Origin of the sequence: Nonomuraea fuscirosea (assembly GCF_035917475.1) — a bacterium.
Classification (GTDB): Bacteria; Actinomycetota; Actinomycetes; order Streptosporangiales; family Streptosporangiaceae; genus Nonomuraea; species Nonomuraea fuscirosea.
On sequence record NZ_CP109074.1, the window covers coordinates 7,662,797 to 7,681,447 of the forward strand.

An 18,651-nucleotide genomic window follows, 5' to 3' on the forward strand; every position below is an offset into this window, starting at 1 on the left:
GACTTGTAGAACGCTTGCCGCATCACCCTTGAGGTGATTCCACGTCCGGTCAGTCGCGTTCGGCGGCGGCCGGGACCACCTTGTCCTCAGGGGGCGTGACCCGCCGCGCCACCACCGTGCTGATCCGGTTGCGCCGCCCGGCCAGGCTCTCGGCCGTGAGCGACAGCCCGCCCACCTCCGCGTGCGACCCGGCGATCGGGACCCGGCCGAGCGCGTGGGCCAGCAGCCCGCCCACGGTCTCCACGTCGTCCACCTCGATCTCGGTGTCGAACAGCTCGGCCAGCTCGTCCACCGGCATCCGGGCCGTCACGCGCAACGCGCCGTCCGGCATGGTCTCCACCCGCGGCGCCTCCTGGTCGTACTCGTCGGTGATCTCCCCGACGATCTCCTCCAGGACGTCCTCGATCGTGACCAGGCCGGCGGTGCCGCCGTACTCGTCGATGACGATGGCGATGTGGATCTGCCGGGCCTGCATCTCCCGCATGAGCTGGTCGATGGGCTTGCTCTCCGGCACGTACGCGGCCGGACGCATGATCGACTCGACCTGCTCCTTGCCCCCGCCCTCACCCGACTCGTGGATCTTGCGGGCGATGTCCTTGAGGTAGGCGATGCCGATGACGTCGTCCTCGTTCTCGCCCACGACCGGGATGCGGGAGAAGCCGCTGCGCAGCGCGAGCGACAGCGCCTGGCTGATCGTCTTGCCGCGCTCGATGTAGACCATGTCGGTACGCGGCACCATGACCTCGCGCACCAGCGTGTCACCCAGCTCGAAGACCGAGTGGATCATCTCGCGCTCGTCGGGCTCGATCACCCGGCGCTCCTCGGCCAGGTCGACCAGGTCGCGCAGCTCGGCCTCCGAGGTGAACGGGCCGTCGCGGAAGCCCTTGCCGGGGGTGAGCGCGTTGCCGAGCAGGATGAGCAGCTTGGGCAGGGGGCCGAAGATGCGGGTCAGGCCGTACACGATGGGGGCGCTGGCCAGCGCGACCGGCTCGGCGTGCTGGCGCCCCAGCGTCCGCGGCATGACGCCGACCACGACGTAGCTGATCACGATCATCACGACCGCGGCCCAGAAGTAGGCCCAGCCCTGATCGTCGAGCAGGTCGATGAAGAGCAGCGTCGCGATCACCGTCGCGACCAGCTCACAGCTCAGCCGCAGCAGCAGGAGCAGGTTGAGGTAGCGCGGCGGGTCGGTCACGATCGCCTGCAACCGTGCGGCGCCGCGTCTGTCCTCGCGCGCGTATTCCTCGGCACGCACCCTGGAGATGCGTGTCAGCGCCGTTTCCGCGCTGGCGATCAGGCCACCGATGATCACAAGGGCGATGACCGACAGCAACCAGGCGTTCACCGCGGGTTGCGCACCTCCTGCCACGACTCGAGGAGCCGGGACTGCAGTCCGAACATCTCCTTGTGCTCCTCCGGCTCGGCGTGGTCGTAGCCGAGCAGGTGCAGGATGCCGTGGGTGCACAGCAGCTCCAGCTCCTCGGCTGCGCTGTGACCGGCCTCCTCCGCCTGCCTGGCCGCCACCTGCGGGCAGAGCACGACGTCGCCGAGCAGAGCCGGGTCGGCGGGACCGTCGCCCTCGCCGCGCGCGCCGCCCCCGGGACGCAGTTCGTCCATCGGGAACGCCAGCACGTCGGTCGGGCCGGGCTCGCCCATCCACTTCTCGTGCAGCTCGGCCATGGCGTCCTCGTCGACGACCACGATGGACAGCTCGGCGAGCGGGTTGATGCCCATCTCGCCGAGCACGTGAGCGGCCAGGGCGGCGATGCTCTCCTCGTCGACCCCTACGCCGGACTCGTTGTTGATCTCAATGCTCATGGCCGTCGCTTCCCCCGCTGCTGGATCGCCTTCGGCTCCTGAGCGGCCTGCGTGGCATCGTAGCGCCCGTAGGCGTCCACGATCTCGCTGACCAGCTTGTGGCGGACCACGTCGGCGCTGGACAGGCGGGCGAAGTGGATGTCGGGGATGCCCTCCAGGATGTCCTGGACCACCCGCAGCCCGCTGACCGTGCCCGACGGCAGGTCGACCTGGGTCACGTCACCCGTCACCACGATCTTGGAGTTGAACCCCAGCCGGGTGAGGAACATCTTCATCTGCTCGGCCGAGGAGTTCTGCGCCTCGTCGAGGATGATGAAGGCGTCGTTGAGCGTGCGCCCGCGCATGTACGCCAGCGGCGCGACCTCGATCGTGCCCGCGGCCATGAGCTTGGGGATCGAGTCAGGGTCGACCATGTCGTGCAGGGCGTCGTAGAGCGGCCGCAGGTAGGGGTCGATCTTCTCGTAGAGCGTGCCGGGCAGGAAGCCGAGCCGCTCTCCGGCCTCGACCGCCGGCCGGGTGAGGATGATGCGGTTGACCCGCTTCTCCTGCAGCGCCCGCACGGCCTTGGCCATCGCCAGATAGGTCTTGCCGGTGCCGGCCGGGCCGATGCCGAACACGACCGTGTGGTTGTCGATCGCGTCGACGTAGCGCTTCTGGTTGACGGTCTTGGGCCGGATGGTACGGCCGCGCGAGGAGAGGATGTCGAGGGAGAGCACCTCGGCGGGACGGTCGGAGGTCATGCGCAGCATGGCGATGCTGCGCTCGACCGCGTCGGGGGTGAGCTCGCCGCCGCTGCGCAGGACCTCGACGAGCTCCTCGAAGAGGCGCACCACGGTGCCGCTCTCGTCGGGGCTGCCGGTGACGGTGATCTCGTTGCCACGCACGTGGATGTCGGCCCTGAAGGCGCCCTCGATGACGCGGAGCAGCTCGTCACGGGAGCCCAGGAGGCTGACCATCGGGTATTCGTCCGGAATCAGCACCTTCGCCTGAGTCCGCGAAGGAGGTGCTGTGCGTCGGGATTCGTGTAGTTCGGACATGGGCAGGCCAGCGGCCTGATGCCTCCCGGTCTCTTTCAGGTGTGCTTCTCCGCCCCATCGTAGCCGGGACCTGGCCGATTGCTCGCGCCAATATCACCGCGTCAGGCCGGAGGTGTCCGTTATCCGGGCGGCCAGCCCAGATCGCGCCCGCCCAGGACGTGGGCGTGGACGTGGAAGACCGTCTGCCCGGCGCCCGCCCCGGTGTTGAACACGATGCGATAGCCGCTCCCGGACACCCCGTCCAGCACGGCCACCTCGTGCGCGGACTTCAGCACCTCGTCGGCCAGCCCGTCGTCGGCCGCGGCCAGCGCCGCGGCGTCGGCGTGATGCTCCTTCGGGATGACGAGAACGTGCGTGGGAGCCTGCGGATTCACGTCGCGGAAGGCGAGGGTCCGGCCGGTTTCGTAGACGATCTCAGCGGGAATCTCGTTGGCGACGATTTTGCAGAAGAGGCAATCGCTCACCCGATCACCCTACCGAGAGCCCACCGTCAGCAAGTCCGTTGCGAATCGGTAATCAGCTGTGTCGTGCGTAGGAAGATCAACGAGGTTAGGGTGAGTGTGCGACACTACAGCTAAAAGAAGACGATTCAGGGTCGGGCGAGCGCCACCTGGCGAGGACACGACTGGGTAATGCACCCTAAGGAACCGGGGAAACCTCAAGAACCGGAAGAGCGTAAACCCTCTGGGAAGGCCGCGCGTCCCACTGATGTGACCACCGAAACCCTCCTGGCCGACAGGTCGATGGGGGCGGTGCAGGTCGGGTGGGATGCCGACATGGCCGTGACGGCGCTGTACAGCGCGCACTTCCGGTCGTTGGTGCGTCTCGCCGTGTTGCTGGTGCGCGACATTGCAACAGCCGAGGAAGTCGTGCAGGATGCGTTCGTCGCCATCCATGGCGCCTGGCGCAGACTGCGTGACCCCGACAAAGCACTCGCCTACCTGCGTCAATCCGTCGTCAACCGGTCCCGGTCCGTGCTGCGTCACCGCGCGGTCGTCGAGAAATACGCCCCCAAGGGCCTGCCTGACGCTCCGAGCGCCGAGAACGGCGCGATCGGCGAGCTGGAACGCTCCGCCGTCATCGAGGCGTTACGAGCCCTGCCGACCCGACAGAGAGAAGCACTGGTTCTACGCTACTACGGTGATCTGTCCGAAGCTGAGATCGCTCACGCCATGGGCATCAGCAAGGGCGCGGTCAAGAGCCACACGGCACGTGGTATGGCCGCGTTGCGATCGGTCCTGGAGAAAATGTCATGACCCATCCCCCCGACGAGTACGGCGACCTCTTGCGCCGTGCGCTCCGCGCGGAGGCGGACGCGGTCGTACCCTCGCCGGAAGGACTGGAGATCATCCGTGGCCGCATCGAGCGGCGTGGAGTGCGCAATCTGTTCTGGTGGCGAGCGGGCGCGGCCGCCGCCAGCGCCCTGCTGGTGGCGGGAACGATCGTGATGGCCGTTCCCTCGTTGCGCTCGCAGATCATCGACCAGATTCCGGCCGCCCCCATCGACAACGAGACGACCTCCGAGGCTCCTTCCAACTCCTCCACCACCCGCTCCCTACAGCCTCCCCCGCCGGAGCGGACCACCGACCCGCCCGCGGTCGTGATCCCCGAGACCTCCAAGCCGCCGACCCCGCGCACCAGCCGCAAGGCCGAGTCGACCAGCAGGCCGTCCCCGTCGCCCAGCCCGACGCCGACCGACTGCCCCTCGACCCTGGCCGAGCAGACCGAGCCTCCTGCCGACTGTCCTACGCTGTCACCATCGCCGACACCGACGCCGACGATGGAGGAGACGAGCGTGGCGCCCACGGCGTGCCCGCCTGAGGAGTGCCCGCCGACCGACGACGCGATGGAGACACCCGCGGACCTGGCCAGCCCGCTCCAGGACACCTCCGACACCACGGTGCCCTGACCCGGCTCAGCCGGCCCCCGCACACCCTCACGACCGCACCGTCGCGGTCACACCTTCACCACCGCACCGTCGCGGTCACACCCTCACAGCCTGAGCGGTTCTCACGGCCTGAGCAGCTCTCGCAACCTGAGCGGTTCTCACGCCTGAGCGGTTCTCACGCCTGAGCGGTTCTCACGGCCTGTGCGGCTCTCGCGCCTCACCAGCGTCCGGTACGGCTCAGCAGGACGGCCGCCGCCGCGACCCCCGCCGTGGACGTGCGCAGGACCGTCGGCCCCAGCAGCACCGGCGCCGCCCCAGCCGCCCCGAACCGGGCGATCTCGTCCTCCGAGACGCCTCCCTCGGGCCCCACGACCATCACGATGTCGCCGCTCACGGGCAGTGTCACCTTCGACAGCGGCTCGGCCGCCTCCTCGTGCAGCACCAGGCCGAGGGCCGCCCCGGTGAGCAGCCGTTCGACCTGCGCCGTCGTGGCCAGGTCGGTCACCTCGGGCAGGTGGAAGCGGCGGGCCTGCTTGCCCGCCTCACGGGCCGTGGCCCGCCACCGGCCGAGCGCCTTGGCGACCTTGTCGCCCTTCCATTGGGTGATGCTCCGCGCGGCCGCCCACGGGACGATCACGTCCACGCCGGCCTCGGTCATCATCTCGACCGCGAGCTCACCTCTGTCGCCCTTGGGCAGCCCCTGGACGACGACGAGCCGGGGCGCGGGCGCCTCGACCCGGTAGCGGCGCAGCACGTCGAGCCTGAGCGCGTCCTTCAGCGTCTCGCGTACGACGCACTCGGCCACCGTGCCGGCGCCGTCGGTCAGATCGACCCGCTCACCCGCGCGCAGCCGTCGTACGGAGGCGGCGTGCCGCCCTTCGGGCCCGTCGAGCGTCAGCCCGGGGCCGTCGAGCGCCTCGGCCAGGAAGACGGGCGCCGTCAACGGCCGTTGAAGGCGTCACGCAGGCGGGAGAAAAAACCCTGCTGACCCGGTGCGAACTTGCCAGGCGGGCGCTCCTCACCCCGCTGCCTGGACAGCTCGCGGAGCAGTTCTTCCTGGGCGGTGTCGAGCCGGGTCGGCGTCTCGACGTTGACGTGGATGAGCAGGTCGCCCCTGCCGGACTCGTTGAGGCGCTGCACGCCCCGGCCGTACATGGTGATGACCTGGCCGGACTGGGTGCCGGGGCGGACGTCGATCTCCTCGGAGCCGTCGAGCGTCTCCACCGCCAGCACGGTGCCGAGCGCGGCGGCCGTCATCGGGATCTGCACGGTGCAGTGGAGGTCGTCGCCGCGCCGTTCGAAGATCTCGTGGGGGCGCTCGACGATCTCCAGGAAGAGGTCTCCCGGCGGGCCGCCGCCCGGGCCGACCTCGCCCTCGCCGGCGAGCTGGATGTGCGTGCCGTCCTCGACGCCGGCGGGGATGCGGACCTTGATCGTACGGCGGGTGCGGACCCGGCCGTCGCCGGAGCACTCCTGGCAGGGGTGGCGGATGATCGTCCCGAAACCACCGCACTGAGGGCACGGCCGCGAGGTCATGACCTGGCCCAGGAAGGAGCGGGTGACCTGGGAGATCTCACCGCGCCCGTTGCACATGTCACAGGTGTCGGGGTGGGTACCCTGCGCGGCGCCGGCGCCGTGGCACACCTCGCACACCACGGCCGTGTCGACGGCCAGCTCGCGGGTGGTGCCGAACGCCGTCTCGCGCAGGTCGAGCTCCACCCGGATGGTGGCGTTGCGACCCCTGCGGGCGCGTGAGCGCGGCCCGCGGGCGCCGGCCGCCGTGCCGAAGAAGGCGTCCATGATGTCGCTGAACGGGAAGCCCGCGCCGAACCCGCCCGCGGCGCCCGCGCCCGCTCCCGCACCGCCGAAGGGGTCGCCACCCAGGTCGTACATCTGGCGCTTGTTGGGGTCGGAGAGCACCTCGTAGGCCTGCGTGATCTCCTTGAACCGCTCCTGGGTCTCAGGATCGGGGTTCACGTCGGGGTGCAGCTCACGGGCGAGTCGGCGGTACGCCTTCTTGATCTCGTCCTGACTCGCGTCACGGCGCACCCCGAGGGTGGCGTAGTAGTCGCTGTTTGCCACTTATCGACCTCTTATGATGCAGCCAGTATCTGGCTGACGTAGCGTGCCACCGCGCGTACGGCGCCCATCGTCACGGGATAATCCATCCTGGTCGGCCCGAGTACGCCGAGCCGGGCCAGTTGGTTGTCGCCAGAACCGTATCCGGTCGCGACGATGGATGTCCCCCGCAGGTAGGGGTTTTCCGCGCCGATGCGCACGGTGAGCGCGGACGGGGTGTCTGAGGTTGTCTCGCCGAGCAGCCGCATGAGGACGACCTGCTCCTCCAGCGCCTCCAGCACGTCGCGCAGGCCGGTGGTGAAGTCGGCGCCGGCGAGGTTGGCCGCGCCGGCGAACACGATCTTCTCGTCGTGCCGCTCGACCAGCGTCTCGAGCAGGACCGACAGGACCGTGGCCACCACGGGCCGGTCTTCGAGGGGCAGCCGCTCGGGCAGGTCGGCGACCAGGTCGGGCACACTGCTCAGGCCGCAGCCGTCGAGGCAGGAGTTGAGCACGGCGCGCAGATGCGCGATGCGGGCGTCCTCCACCACCTCGGGCAGCTCGACCACGCGCTGCTCGACGCGGCCGGTGTTGGTGATCAGCACCAGCATGACCCGCCGGTCGCTCAGCGGGACCAGCTCGACGTGCCTGACCGTCGAACGGGTCAGCGTCGGATATTGCACGACCGCGACCTGCCGGGTCAGCTGCGCGAGCAGCCGGACGGTGCGGGTGACCACGTCGTCGAGGTCGACCGCGCCGGCCAGGAACGTCTCGATGGCCCTGCGCTCGGCTCCGGACAGCGGCTTCACCTGCGAGAGCCGGTCGACGAACAGGCGGTAGCCCTTGTCCGTCGGCACGCGGCCCGCGCTGGTGTGCGGCTGGGTGATGTAACCCTCCTCCTCCAGCGCGGCCATGTCGTTTCTGACCGTGGCCGGGGAGACCTTCAGGTTGTGACGCTCGGCGAGCGCCTTGGAGCCCACCGGTTCGTTGGTGGACACGTAGTCTTCGACAATGGCCCTGAGCACAGCCAGCTTCCGTTCGTCGAGCACGTGCTCACCTCCTGCCTCTGTCTCTTTCAGGAACGCGGTGTCTAGCACTCTGTGTTCCCGAGTGCCAAGTGTACGGCTCTCGCCCACAAGGTGCGATAACAGCGGGTCCCATCCTGCTGCTGGCGTGGTGTGAGCGACAGGCCTCAGACTGGCCAGCATGACCGACGATTCTCAGCCCCGGCCGTACGGCCCCCCGTCTGAGCAGGGGCCCCACCACGGTCAGCCGCAACCTCCTCAGTACGGGCCGCAACCCGGCTCACAACCCTACGGACAGTCACCGTACGGGCAACCGCCGCAGGGGCAGCCGCCCCAGTACGGAAAGCCTCCACCCCACGGGCAGCCGCCGCAGTACGGTGAGCCCACCCAGTTCGGCCCGCCACCTCAGTACGGACAATACGGCCAACAGGCCCAATTTCCACCACGAATCGACTCCAAAGCCATAAAACCCAGCCTGTGGTGGCTCGCCGCCGCCTGGGGCGTGTTCCTGGCGTGCGCGGTGGCGGGCGTGGCTCTGTTCGGCGGCGGCCTGGTGAGCAGCGTGACGGACATGGCGCCGACGAAGACGTTCGAGTCCGGCGAGAGCGTCACGGTGACGGTCGATCCGGCCGACAAACCCGCCGTGTACGTCGCCAGCGCCGCCCGCATCTCCTACGACTGCGCCATCTCCGGCGGCCCCGGCCAGGCCAGGCTCGCCAAGGTCGCGGGGAACCAGAGTGTCACCTGGAACGACACGACCTGGCAGGAGATCCTCGTGATCAACGCGCCGGCCAAGGGCGACTACCAGCTCACCTGCACCAACCAGGAGCAGGCCACCGTCCGCTACGGCGTGGGCCGCGACCTCCTGTCCAGTCTGGGCGGCGTCACCGGCGGGCTGGCGGGGCTGTTCCTGCTGCCCGGCGCGGGCCTGCTGGCCGCCGTCGCCGGCACGGTCGTCGTCCTGGTCCGCCGTAGCGGCGCGCGCAAGCGCCTTGCGGTCAGCGGGTGATTTGCTACGGTCCCCGTGTGTACGAGGGCGATGTTCTGGCGGGAAACTGGCGTCGGCCGGGCAAGGGGAAGATCCCCAAGGTGCCCGCCGAGATGGATCTGGTCGTCGAGGACGCCGACAGCGGCTTCTGCGGCGCCGTGGTGGCCTGCGACAAGGAGGCCGTCACGCTGGAGGACCGGTTCGGCAAACGCCGCCTGTTCCCGCTGGCGCCCGCCGCCTTCCTGCTGGAGGGCAAGCCCGTGACCTTGGTACGCCCCGCCGCCGCCCCCGCCGCGCCCCGGCGCAGCGCCTCGGGCTCCGTCGCGGTGGAGGGGCTGCGGGCCAGGGTCGCCAGGCAGAGCCGGATCTACGTGGAAGGCGTCCACGACGCCGCCCTCGTCGAGAAGATCTGGGGCCACGACCTGCGGGTCGAGGGAGTCGTGGTCGAATACCTCGAAGGCGTGGACGACCTGCCCGCCATCGTGGCCGAGTTCGGCCCCGAGCCGGGGCGCCGGCTGGGCGTGCTGGTGGACCACCTGGTGCCCGGCTCCAAGGAGAGCAGGATCGCCGCCGAGATCACCTCGCCGGACGTGCTCGTGGTGGGGCATCCGTACATCGACATCTGGCAGGCGGTCAAACCCTCCGTGCTGCGCATCCCCGCCTGGCCGGACGTGCCGCGCGGGGTGCCGTGGAAGGAGGGCGTGATCGCGGCCCTGGGCTGGCGGACGGAGCCGGCGCAGGCCTGGCGGCGCATTCTCGGCGCCGTCTCGACGTACACGGACCTGGAGCCGGAACTGCTCGGCCGGGTCGAGGAACTGATCGACTTCGTTACGGAGGCACCATGAGCCAGGACCCGCCCCAGCCGCCGCCCGATGACGACGCCACCAAGAAGATCTCCGCGGCCGACATCCAACCTCCGGCGTCCGGCCCCCAGCCCGGCTACGGGCAGCAACCCGGCTCACAGCCGTCCTACGGCCAGCAGCCCAGCTCCCAGCCGGGGTACGGGCAGCAACCCGGCTCTCAGCCCGGGTACGGCCAGCAACCCGGCTACGGTCAACAGCCCGGGTATGGCCAGCAGCCCGGCTCACAGCCGGGTTACGGGCAGCAACCCGGATACGGGCAGCAGAACCCGTCCGGTCAGCAGCTCCCCTACGGGCAGCAGCCCAGCTCGATCCCGAACTACGGCCAGCCCGGTCCCAGCCAGCCCAACTACGGTCAAGCGGGCTACGGGCAAGCGGGCTACGGTCAGCCCGGTCACGGCGGTCAGCCCGGCTACGGGCAGCCCCACGGTTACGCTCCCGGCCGTGGCGAGCCGTACGTCCCCGGCAGGTTCGGCCCCCGCCCCGGCACCGACGACACCACCATGGCGATGCTGTCGCACCTGCTCGGCCTGCTGGTCTCGTGGATCGGCCCGCTGATCATCTACCTGATGAAGAAGGACGAGTCCCCCTATGTCCGGGACCAGGCGGCGGAGGCGCTGAACTTCCAGATCACGATGTTCATCGGCTACCTCGTCGCGGGCATCCTGACGGTCATCTTCATCGGCGTCCTGCTGCTGCCGGTCATCTGGGTGCTGTCCCTGATCTTCCACATCCAGGCCGCCGTGGCCAGCAACAAGGGGCAGCCGTACCGCTACCCGTTCTCCATCCGGATGATCACCTGAACCCCCTCATACCAGGAGGTCCCTGACGAGGGCGTCGGCGAGCAACCGGCCCTGGAGGGTGAGCACCATCAAGCCGGCCTTGAACGGCTCGGGCTCCAGCAGCCCGCGCGCCAGGGCGCTCGCCACGGCCGGGCGGGCGGCCGGCGCCACCCGCGCCAGCGGGTAGCCGGAGGCCAGCCGCAGCTCCAGCATCAGCCGCTCGGCGTCGCGGTCGTCCTGGCCGAGCACCTCGCGCGCGTGGGCGGGCGAGGCGCCGCCGGACAGCCGTTGCGCGTAGGCGGCCGGATGTTTGACGTTCCACCAGCGGGTGCCGCCGACGTGGCTGTGCGCGCCGGGGCCGGCCGCCCACCAGTCGCCGCCGGTCCAGTAGAGCAGGTTGTGCCGGCAGCGGGCGGCGTCGTCCACCGCCCAGTTGGACACCTCGTACCAGTGCAGACCGGCACTGGAGAGCAGTTCGTCGGCGATCAGGTAGCGGTCGGCGGCCACGTCGTCGTCGGGCATGGGCAGCTCGCCGCGCCGGATCCTGGCCGCCAGGCGGGTGCCCTCCTCGACGATCAGCGAGTACGCCGACACGTGGTCGGGGCCGGCCTCGATCGCCGCGGACAGCGAGGCCCGCCAGTCGTCGTCGGTCTCACCCGGAGTGCTGTAGATCAGATCGAGGTTGACGTGATCGAACCCGGCCTGCCTGGCCTCCTTGACCGCCGCCGCGGCCCGGCCCGGCGTGTGCTGCCGGTCGAGGACCCGCAGCACGTGCTCGCGCGCGCTCTGCATGCCGAAGCTGATCCGGTTGAACCCGCCGTGACGCAGCTTCTCCAGGGACGACGGATCGACCGACTCGGGATTGGCCTCCGTGGTGACCTCCGCCCCAGGCGCCAGCCCGAACTCGGAGTCGATCGCGGCCAGGATCCTGGCCAGGTCCTCGGGCGGCAGCAGCGTGGGCGTGCCCCCGCCGAAGAACACCGTCTCCACCGGCAGCTCGGTGCCGCCCAGGACGCGGCGGGCCAGGCGGATCTCCGTCACGACCGTGTCGGCGTAGTCGTGGTGGGACGCGCCGGGGCCGAGCTCGGCGGCGGTGTAGGTGTTGAAGTCGCAGTAGCCGCAGCGGGTCACGCAGAACGGCACGTGCACGTAGAAGCCGAACGGGCGCTCGCCGAGGCCCAGGAGGGCGCTGTCGGGCAGTTCGCCCGTGGTGGGCGCGGGATCGCCGTCAGGCAGGGTGGATGGCACACCTACCAGTGTGCCCGCCTCCCAAGAGTGCTCCAATCCGACTGCAAGTCAGGACATGTCAACTGATGTGATACCAGCGAAGGGAGAAACACCATGGCGGGCATCGGCATCGTGGGGGCGGGGATCTCGGGGCTCACCCTCGCTCTGCGGCTGCAGCAGCTCGGCGTCGAGACCACGCTCTACTGCGAGCGCGGGGCCGAGTCGATCCGTACGGGGCGGCTGCCCAACACGGTGGCCAGGATGGGCCACACGCAGGAACGGGAGCGGGAGCTGGGCAGCGCCCACTTCCGCGACCCCGCGTGCCTCATGAACTCCGCCACGCTCTCGATCAAGGGCGATCCGCCGCTGGAGTTCACCGGCTACGTGAGCGAGCCGTTCCACGCCGTCGACTTCCGGCTGCTGCTGCCCGCGTTCATGGACGACTACGCCGGACGGGGCGGCGAGATCGTGCCGGCCGCCACGGAACCGGACGCGGCGCAGGTGGATCGCTGGTCGCGGGGACACGAGCTGATGGTGGTGGCGGCGGGACGGCGTTCGGTGGCCGAGCTCTTCCCGCGCGATCCGGCGCGCTCCCCGTACGACCGGCCGCAGCGCAGGCTGGCCGCCGGGCTCTACCACGGCATCGACCTGCCTGCCGCCTTCTCCAACAACATCGCCGGCGGGGTGGGCGAGATCTTCCGCCTGCCGATGATGACGCGGGAGGGCGTCGTCTCCACCCTGCTCGTCGAGGCGATCCCCGGCGGCCCGCTGGAGCCGGTCACCCACATGCCGTGGAACGAGGTCTCCGCCGCCCTGCCCGGTCTGATCCGCGAGTACGCGCCGCGGCTGGCCGAAGGGCTGAACCCGGCCGAGTTCGGCCTGCTGGGGCCCGACGACCTGCTGCAGGGCGCGATCACGCCCACCGTACGCCGGCCGGTGGCCGAGCTGCCCGGCGGCCGGATCGCGCTGGCCGTCGGCGACGCCTGGATCGTCAACGACCCGATCACCGGCCAGGGCGCGAACCTGGGCTCCAGATGCGCCTGGATCGCGGCCGACGCCATCGCGGCCGGCGGCCCGTACGACGCCGCGTTCGCCCACGCCACGGCCGAGCGGATGTGGGAGGCGGCGGCGCCGGTCACCGACTGGACGAACGCGTTCCTGCAGCCGCCGCCCGAGCACGTCGCGCGGCTGCTGCTGGCCGCCGCCACCAGGCAGGACCTCGCCGATCTGGTGGTGTCGCTGTTCGCCGACCCCGCGTTCGCCTGGAGCCTGCTGTCCTCGCCCGAAGAGGTCGCGCGGGTCGTTGACGGGGAACAGAAGCCGCTCTACGATCGCGTCTAACTTATAGGAAAGTTTCCTATATAAAGCTGCGCAGTCCCCGGGAGCCGCTCCGTGCGTAAGAAGGTCCTGATCACACTGTCGCTCTTACTCGGCCTCTCGGCGCTCGCCGTGCCCGCCGAGGCCCATACCGGCTTCAAGCGGGTCGCGTACTTCATCCAATGGGGCATCTACGGCCGGAACTACCACGTCAGGGACATGGACGTCTCCGGCGCCGCCGCCAAGCTCACCCATCTCAACTACGCGTTCGGCTTCGTGAACGCCGAGGGCGCCTGCTACTCGGCCGACCCGTGGGCGGACTGGCAGCGTCCCGTACCGGCCGAGCAGAGCGTGGACGGGGTCGCCGACGCCCCGGGTCAGGCGCTCAACGGCAACCTCAACCAGCTGCGCAAGCTCAAGGCCAAGCACCGCGGGCTCAAGGTGATGATCTCGCTCGGCGGCTGGACCGGCTCCGCGCACTTCTCCGACGCCGTCCTCACCCCCGAGTCCCGCTCCGCGCTGGCGGCCTCCTGCATCGACCTGTGGCTGCGCGGCAACCTGCCGGGGCTGGAGCCGGGCGCGGGGGCCGACGTGTTCGACGGCATCGACCTGGACTGGGAGTGGCCGGGCTCGTCCGGCGCCGACGGCAACGTCATCAGACCGGAGGACAAGCGCAACTTCACGCTCTTCGTCCGCGAACTGCGCAAGCAGCTCACCGCGTACTCGGCCAAGGCCCAGCTCACCGCCTTCCTCCCGGCCGCCGCCGCCAAGATCGACGCCGGCTTCGAGGTCCGCGACGTCTTCCGGCAGCTCGACTTCGCCACCGTCCAGGGTTACGACCTGCGCGGCTCGTGGGAGCCCAGGACCGGCCACAACGGCAACCTGCTCACCGACCGGCGCGACCCGAACCCGGTCAGGTACAGCGTCGACCAGACCGTACGCGACTACCTCTCCCGTGGGGCGCCGGCCCGCAAGCTCGTGGTCGGCGTGCCCGCGTACGGCCAGGGCTGGACCGGCGTCACCGGCGGCGGCAACGGCCTCTACCAGCCCGCCACCGGCCCCGCCCCCGGCAAGTGGGCCCCCGGCACCGAGGACTACAAGGACCTCCTCACCAAACCCGGCAAACGCCACCGCGACCTGCGCACGGGGACGATGTGGCTGTACGACGGCAACGAGTTCTGGTCGTACGACGACCCGGCGGTGATGCTGCAGAAGGCGGCCTACATCCGATTGAAGGGGCTGGGCGGCTCGATGATGTGGTCCATCGACCAGGACGACTCCCGCGCCTCCCTAACCACCGCTTTGTACTCAATCCTCCGCTGACCCCCAGGCCGCGCCCACCCGCCCAAGGCCCTCGGGCGCGGCCTCCCCACCTGTCCCAGTCGCGACCTACGCCCCACACCCGGACACACGATCTACCCCACGGGTCCGGACCCGCGACTACCCCACACCTCCGAACACGACCGCCTCCCCGCAACCAGGCACGACGAAGCGAGGCCCTCCGACCACACTCCAACCACGCCCCTGGCGACACAGCCGGCCACACCCGCCCCCAGCCAGGCGCTACCAAGCAGGCGCGACCCGACCACACCCTCGGCGACGCAACCGGACCCACCCAGACCACCACGGCGAGCCACCAGGGCGGGCCAGGCACAACCCAACCCCACTCCCGGGCACGACCTGGCCGGCGCGGTTACACGCCCAGCAACATCCTGACCACGCCGCCAGGCGCAGCCCGACCGCGCGACCACACTCGACGGGACCGCACGACAGGGCTCAGCGCGGCCACACGCCGGGCCCAAGTTGACCACACAACCGGGTGCTGCCGATGGCCCGGGCGGACGCTCCACCCCAGGGTGGAGATTCGGGGGCTCAACCCGCGGGTCGATCCGGTTTCGGGGGCGTCTGCCTACGGTCGGACCTCGTGAACACCGTGGAGATTTCCCTTCTCGTCCTTCTCGCCCTCTCGCTCGCCGTCTACCGACAGACCCGAACCCGGCCCGCCGCCCGCGTGACGGGAACCCTCGTCACCGCCGCCGCCCTGGTGGTGCTCGGCTTCACGTCCGGCGGGCTCTTCGACACCGGGCAGCCCGCACTCAGCCTGGCCCTCTTCGCCGTGGAAGCGGTCGCCGCCGTGGCGCTCGGCGCGTGGCGTGCGAGCAGCGTGCGCGTCTGGCTCGACGACGCCGGCATCGCCTGGGCGAAGGCCACCGTCTGGACGCTGCTGGCATGGCTGGTCTCGATCGCGACCCGGGTCGGCCTCTACTTCGTGGGAACGGCCGTCGGGCTGTCCGTCTCGACCGGCGGAGCCCTGCTGTTCCTCGGCCTCACGCTCGGCACCCAGGCGTACCTCGTCGCACGCCGGGGCCGTGCGCTGACCGGCGACCGGATACTTTCGAAGGGTGATGCGTGAGCTGTCCAGGTTCGTCCCGGTCGCGTTGCGGCTGGGGGTGATCGTGCTGCTGATCGTGGCGCTGGCGCGGGAGACACCCGCGCCGGGCCTGACCGGTATGTCGCTGGTCGTCACCCTGCTGACCGTCGCTCTGGCCCTCTCCCTCCTCGCCGCCCTGCTCCTGTCACGCCCTTGGAGCCTCCCCCGTAGGAAGAACGTGGGCTTCCTCCCCGCCACACAGACCAGCACGAGCACCGCCATCCGCACCACCACCACCACCACCACCGGCGCCGGCGCTGGCACCGGCATCGGCATCGGCATCGGTGAGAGCCCGCCGGCCGGACGTCCGCTTCCGGCCGAAGGGGAGAGCACACGCCCGCGCCGGTTCACCGGGGATCCGTTCCCAGCCTCGGGGCGCACCATCCGCGCACCCTCGCCGGCCGGACGTTCCCTCCCAGCCACGGGGCGGACCCCAAGCACCCAGTTCCCGCCCAGCCTTTCCGGCGTCTGGCGGACCGAAAGCACCCGCTTTCCGGCCGGCCTTTCCGCCGCCTGGCGAACCCTACGCACCCGCCTGCTCGGCGCATGGCGGACCCTGCGCATACGCGTCCCGACCGGCCTTTCCGGCGTGTGGCGCAGCGTGCGCACCCGCTTTCCGGCCAGCCGGCCGAACGCGTGGCGCAGCGTACGCGCGGACCAGCCGTCCGGGCGTTCTCTCCCAGCCGCTTGGCGGAGGATGCGCCGGCCAGGGGTGAGCATGTCGCAGCTCGCCACGACGATCGCGCTCAGCCTCGGGGTGCTCCTCTCCATCGCCCTGAACTCGATCACCCACAGCGGGGCCACGATCGGCTCGCTGCTCGTGTGCGTCAGCCTGGCGGTGAGCCGCCTGACCTTGGCGCGGTCGCTGGCGGTCGCGTTGCTGGCCGTCGCCGGGCTGATCGTCGCAGGCGGGATCTCCGGCGCGCCGGTCCAGGACCTCACGCTCATCCTCAGCGTCTGCCTGATCTTCCTGGTCACGTACGCCGGCAAACAGCGCAAAGCCGCCAGAGCCGCCGAGGCGAGGGAGGCCGTGCTCGCGGAGAGAGCCAGGATCGCCAGGGAGATCCACGACATCCTGGCCCACTCCCTGTCCGCCCAGCTCGTCCACCTCGAAGGCGCCAAGCTGCTGCTGCGCGCGGAACGTACGGCCGAGGCGCTCGACCGCGTCACCCACGCCCGCGACCTGGCCAAGTCGGGGCTGGAGGAGGCCGGCCGGGCGGTGTCGGCGCTGCGCGAGGATCCTCCTGAACTGCCCGTGGCGCTGCGCTCGCTCGCGGAGAACTTCGAGAGCACCACCCACAGACCCTGCACGCTGCGCATCTCGGGCCCGGAGCGCCGGCTCTCTCCTGAGACGGAGCTCGCGATGCTGCGCACCGCGCAGGAGGCCCTCACGAACGTACGCCGCCACGCGCCCGGCAGCCCGGCCGAGGTCGAGCTCGACTTCGGCCCGGCCTGGTGCGACCTGCGAGTCATCAGCCCCACCTCCGCCGGAACGGAACCGCCCAGGACGCGGTCACCTGAGCCGAATCCCCCCGAGCCGGGGCTACCTGAGCCCAGGCCGTCTGAGCCGGAATCGCCCGGGTCGGGGCCGCCCGAGCCCAGGCCGTCTGAGCCGGGATCACCCGAACCGGGGCCGCCCGAACCGGGATCGCCCCAGACTGGGTCACCCGGGACGGAATCACCCGGGAGCGGGTATGGACTGGTGGGGATGCGCGAGCGTGCCGAGCTGCTCGGTGGCACGCTGTCGGCGGGCGAACGCGACGGCGTCTTCCTGGTGCACCTGAGGGTGCCGGCATGAGCCGTTCTTCTCGCGAGCACGGCTCCCCCTTCGCTCCTCCTTCTCCTCGCGTCGGATCCCGCGCCCCGATCGGCACCGCGACCAGGGACGGCGATGCGGCCGAGGACGGCTGGGCATGGGGGCGAGGCATGAGCGGCGGCGTCGTCAGTGGCTGGATCGGCATCGAAGGGAACGGGATCATGGGGAAGTTCCTCCGGTGATCAGAGTGGTGGTGGTCGACGACCAGGCGGTGGTGCGTGAGGGGCTGGTGCTGCTGCTCGGGCTGTTGCCGGGGATCGAGGTGGTCGGGTCGGCGGGCGACGGTGAGGCCGCGTTGCGGCTGGTCGGCGCGGAGTCGCCGGACGTGGTGCTGATGGACCTGCGCATGCCGCGCATGGACGGTGTGGAGGCGACCGGACGCATCCGCGCCGCCCACCCCGGGACTCAGGTCGTCGTGCTCACCACGTATTCGGACGACGAGTCGGTCTTCGCGGCGCTGCGTGCGGGCGCGCGAGGGTTTCTCACCAAGGACGCGGACGCCGACGACATCGCCTCGGCCGTGGCCACGGTGATGCGCGGCGACGCCCAGCTCGACCCCACGGTGCAACGCCGTCTCCTGGACACGATCTCCCCTCCCTCACCGGACCACACCAGCCCACCGGACCGCACCACCTCCCAGCCGCCCCCCGACAAGAAGCCTGGCAAGACGCCCGGCGAGGCGCTCGACAAGACGCTCGGCAAGACGGCCGGCGAGACCCCTTACGAGACGGCCGACGAGTCGGCCCACCAAGCGGGCAGGGCGAAACCCGGTCCGGCGGATCGCCGGGGCGGCGAGGCGCCGGACGGGCTGACTCCGCGCGAGAGCGAGGTGCTGGCCCTCATCGCCGAGGGCCTGTCGAACGCCGAGATCGCCCTGCGCCTCTACATCACCGAAGCCACCGTCAAGACGCACATCAACAACCTCTTCGCCAAGGCCCGCCTCAGGGACCGGGCCCAGGCCGTCACGTACGCCTACCGTCACGGCCTGGCCGGCCCGCATTGAGCTGCGACTCCTCGTCGAACCCGGCCAGCTGTAACAACGTCTCCAGGGCCGCCTGCCTGGTCTCCTCGACCGAGTCGCCCCGTTCGCCGAAACACTCGGCCGCCACGTCGAGCAGCGCCGTGACCACGGCCGCGTCGGGGTAGGGCACGTCCACGAGGACGGTGCCGTCGTCACCCTCCTCGCCTTCGCCCACATGCAGCTTCAGCAGCCGCCGCGCCTCCTCGGCCACAGCCACCCCCAGCACCGCGGCACGCTCGAATCGCTCAGAAGCAATCACGTCACCCTCCAGTCGCACAGGTGTTCGGAATGCAAAGGTAGAGGGTGGCACCGACAGAATCCCTTGCGTCGCCGGGGATCCCGCCCTTTGGCGCCTCTCGGACCGCGTCATCACGCACGCCGCG

The 18,651-nt window shown here is 70.5% G+C and carries 20 protein-coding genes; 11 read left to right on the forward strand and 9 right to left on the reverse strand.

The genetic code is table 11. The features are described from left to right. Positions 1-49: 49 nt before the first annotated feature. The 4 genes from OIE67_RS34840 to OIE67_RS34855 all read right to left on the reverse strand — a co-directional run bounded on the left by OIE67_RS34840 (position 50) and on the right by OIE67_RS34855 (position 3,319). Positions 50-1,345 (reverse strand): hemolysin family protein, encoded by a 1,296-nt coding sequence (locus tag OIE67_RS34840; RefSeq protein ID WP_326628505.1) that lies wholly within the window; start codon positions 1,343-1,345, stop codon positions 50-52. After that, positions 1,342-1,818 (reverse strand): rRNA maturation RNase YbeY, encoded by a 477-nt coding sequence (ybeY, locus tag OIE67_RS34845; protein WP_106235467.1) that lies wholly within the window; start codon positions 1,816-1,818, stop codon positions 1,342-1,344. The genes OIE67_RS34840 and ybeY overlap by 4 nt, the downstream gene beginning before the upstream one ends. Further along, a complete protein-coding gene (locus OIE67_RS34850) occupies positions 1,815-2,855 on the reverse strand; it encodes a PhoH family protein (protein ID WP_106235465.1) in 1,041 nt (346 codons plus the stop codon). Before OIE67_RS34850 ends, ybeY begins: the two co-directional genes overlap by 4 nt. A 119-nt stretch (positions 2,856-2,974) precedes the next feature. Next, positions 2,975-3,319: a histidine triad nucleotide-binding protein gene (locus OIE67_RS34855; protein ID WP_106235463.1), complete on the reverse strand. Its 345-nt coding sequence runs from the start codon at positions 3,317-3,319 to the stop codon at positions 2,975-2,977. A 279-nt stretch (positions 3,320-3,598) separates the two neighbouring features. Here OIE67_RS34855 and OIE67_RS34860 point away from each other — a divergent pair, with 279 nt between their 5' ends. Then, complete coding sequence (locus OIE67_RS34860) at positions 3,599-4,111, forward strand: SigE family RNA polymerase sigma factor (protein ID WP_106236047.1); 513 nt, start codon at positions 3,599-3,601, stop codon at positions 4,109-4,111. After that, positions 4,108-4,764 (forward strand): hypothetical protein, encoded by a 657-nt coding sequence (locus tag OIE67_RS34865; protein ID WP_326628510.1) that lies wholly within the window; start codon positions 4,108-4,110, stop codon positions 4,762-4,764. The genes OIE67_RS34860 and OIE67_RS34865 overlap by 4 nt, the downstream gene beginning before the upstream one ends. A 196-nt stretch (positions 4,765-4,960) precedes the next feature. Here OIE67_RS34865 and OIE67_RS34870 read toward each other — a convergent pair whose 3' ends face one another. Genes OIE67_RS34870 through hrcA form a run of 3 tightly spaced genes read right to left on the reverse strand, consistent with a single transcriptional unit; the run spans position 4,961 to position 7,850 of the window. Continuing rightward, positions 4,961-5,686, reverse strand: coding sequence for a 16S rRNA (uracil(1498)-N(3))-methyltransferase (locus OIE67_RS34870; RefSeq protein WP_326628513.1), 726 nt, complete (start codon positions 5,684-5,686; stop codon positions 4,961-4,963). Further along, on the reverse strand, positions 5,683-6,825 hold the full coding sequence (gene dnaJ / locus OIE67_RS34875; RefSeq protein ID WP_106235457.1) for a molecular chaperone DnaJ: 1,143 nt from the start codon (positions 6,823-6,825) through the stop codon (positions 5,683-5,685). The genes OIE67_RS34870 and dnaJ overlap by 4 nt, the downstream gene beginning before the upstream one ends. Positions 6,826-6,836: 11 nt before the next feature. After that, a complete protein-coding gene (hrcA, locus tag OIE67_RS34880; protein ID WP_106235455.1) occupies positions 6,837-7,850 on the reverse strand; it encodes a heat-inducible transcriptional repressor HrcA in 1,014 nt (337 codons plus the stop codon). Between the two features lie 505 nt (positions 7,851-8,355). On the opposite strand from hrcA, the gene OIE67_RS34885 reads away from it, so the two are divergent. The 3 genes from OIE67_RS34885 to OIE67_RS34895 are packed head-to-tail and all read left to right on the forward strand — an operon-like array spanning position 8,356 to position 10,477. Continuing rightward, positions 8,356-8,835 (forward strand): hypothetical protein, encoded by a 480-nt coding sequence (locus tag OIE67_RS34885; protein WP_326628518.1) that lies wholly within the window; start codon positions 8,356-8,358, stop codon positions 8,833-8,835. A 17-nt stretch (positions 8,836-8,852) separates the two neighbouring features. Then, positions 8,853-9,659, forward strand: coding sequence for a DUF3097 domain-containing protein (locus tag OIE67_RS34890; protein WP_326628520.1), 807 nt, complete (start codon positions 8,853-8,855; stop codon positions 9,657-9,659). After that, positions 9,656-10,477 carry a DUF4870 domain-containing protein gene (locus OIE67_RS34895; protein ID WP_326628523.1) on the forward strand — a complete coding sequence of 274 codons (822 nt, stop codon included), beginning with the start codon at positions 9,656-9,658 and terminating at the stop codon, positions 10,475-10,477. Before OIE67_RS34890 ends, OIE67_RS34895 begins: the two co-directional genes overlap by 4 nt. A 6-nt stretch (positions 10,478-10,483) precedes the next feature. Here the strand turns inward: OIE67_RS34895 and hemW are convergent, their stop codons facing one another. Next, positions 10,484-11,704 (reverse strand): radical SAM family heme chaperone HemW, encoded by a 1,221-nt coding sequence (gene hemW, locus OIE67_RS34900; protein WP_326628525.1) that lies wholly within the window; start codon positions 11,702-11,704, stop codon positions 10,484-10,486. A gap of 93 nt (positions 11,705-11,797) precedes the next feature. Between hemW and OIE67_RS34905 the strand changes: the two genes are divergently transcribed. The 6 genes from OIE67_RS34905 to OIE67_RS34930 all read left to right on the forward strand — a co-directional run bounded on the left by OIE67_RS34905 (position 11,798) and on the right by OIE67_RS34930 (position 18,250). Beyond that, a complete protein-coding gene (locus OIE67_RS34905; protein WP_326628527.1) occupies positions 11,798-13,024 on the forward strand; it encodes a styrene monooxygenase/indole monooxygenase family protein in 1,227 nt (408 codons plus the stop codon). Between the two features lie 51 nt (positions 13,025-13,075). Continuing rightward, a complete protein-coding gene (locus OIE67_RS34910) occupies positions 13,076-14,323 on the forward strand; it encodes a glycoside hydrolase family 18 protein (RefSeq protein ID WP_326628528.1) in 1,248 nt (415 codons plus the stop codon). A 601-nt stretch (positions 14,324-14,924) separates the two neighbouring features. After that, positions 14,925-15,413, forward strand: coding sequence for a hypothetical protein (locus OIE67_RS34915; protein ID WP_326628530.1), 489 nt, complete (start codon positions 14,925-14,927; stop codon positions 15,411-15,413). Further along, the gene (locus tag OIE67_RS34920; RefSeq protein ID WP_326645547.1) at positions 15,406-17,229 is read left to right on the forward strand and encodes a sensor histidine kinase; all 1,824 of its coding nucleotides are present in this window, start codon (positions 15,406-15,408) and stop codon (positions 17,227-17,229) included. Before OIE67_RS34915 ends, OIE67_RS34920 begins: the two co-directional genes overlap by 8 nt. Continuing rightward, entirely contained in the window at positions 17,226-17,429 is a 204-nt protein-coding gene (locus OIE67_RS34925) for a hypothetical protein (RefSeq protein ID WP_326628532.1), read from the forward strand. Before OIE67_RS34920 ends, OIE67_RS34925 begins: the two co-directional genes overlap by 4 nt. Beyond that, positions 17,426-18,250 (forward strand): response regulator transcription factor, encoded by an 825-nt coding sequence (locus tag OIE67_RS34930; protein WP_326628533.1) that lies wholly within the window; start codon positions 17,426-17,428, stop codon positions 18,248-18,250. Before OIE67_RS34925 ends, OIE67_RS34930 begins: the two co-directional genes overlap by 4 nt. Here the strand turns inward: OIE67_RS34930 and OIE67_RS34935 are convergent. Then, positions 18,210-18,527 (reverse strand): hypothetical protein, encoded by a 318-nt coding sequence (locus tag OIE67_RS34935; RefSeq protein ID WP_146178049.1) that lies wholly within the window; start codon positions 18,525-18,527, stop codon positions 18,210-18,212. The two genes, OIE67_RS34930 and OIE67_RS34935, sit on opposite strands and share 41 nt — an antisense overlap. Positions 18,528-18,651: the final 124 nt, after the last annotated feature.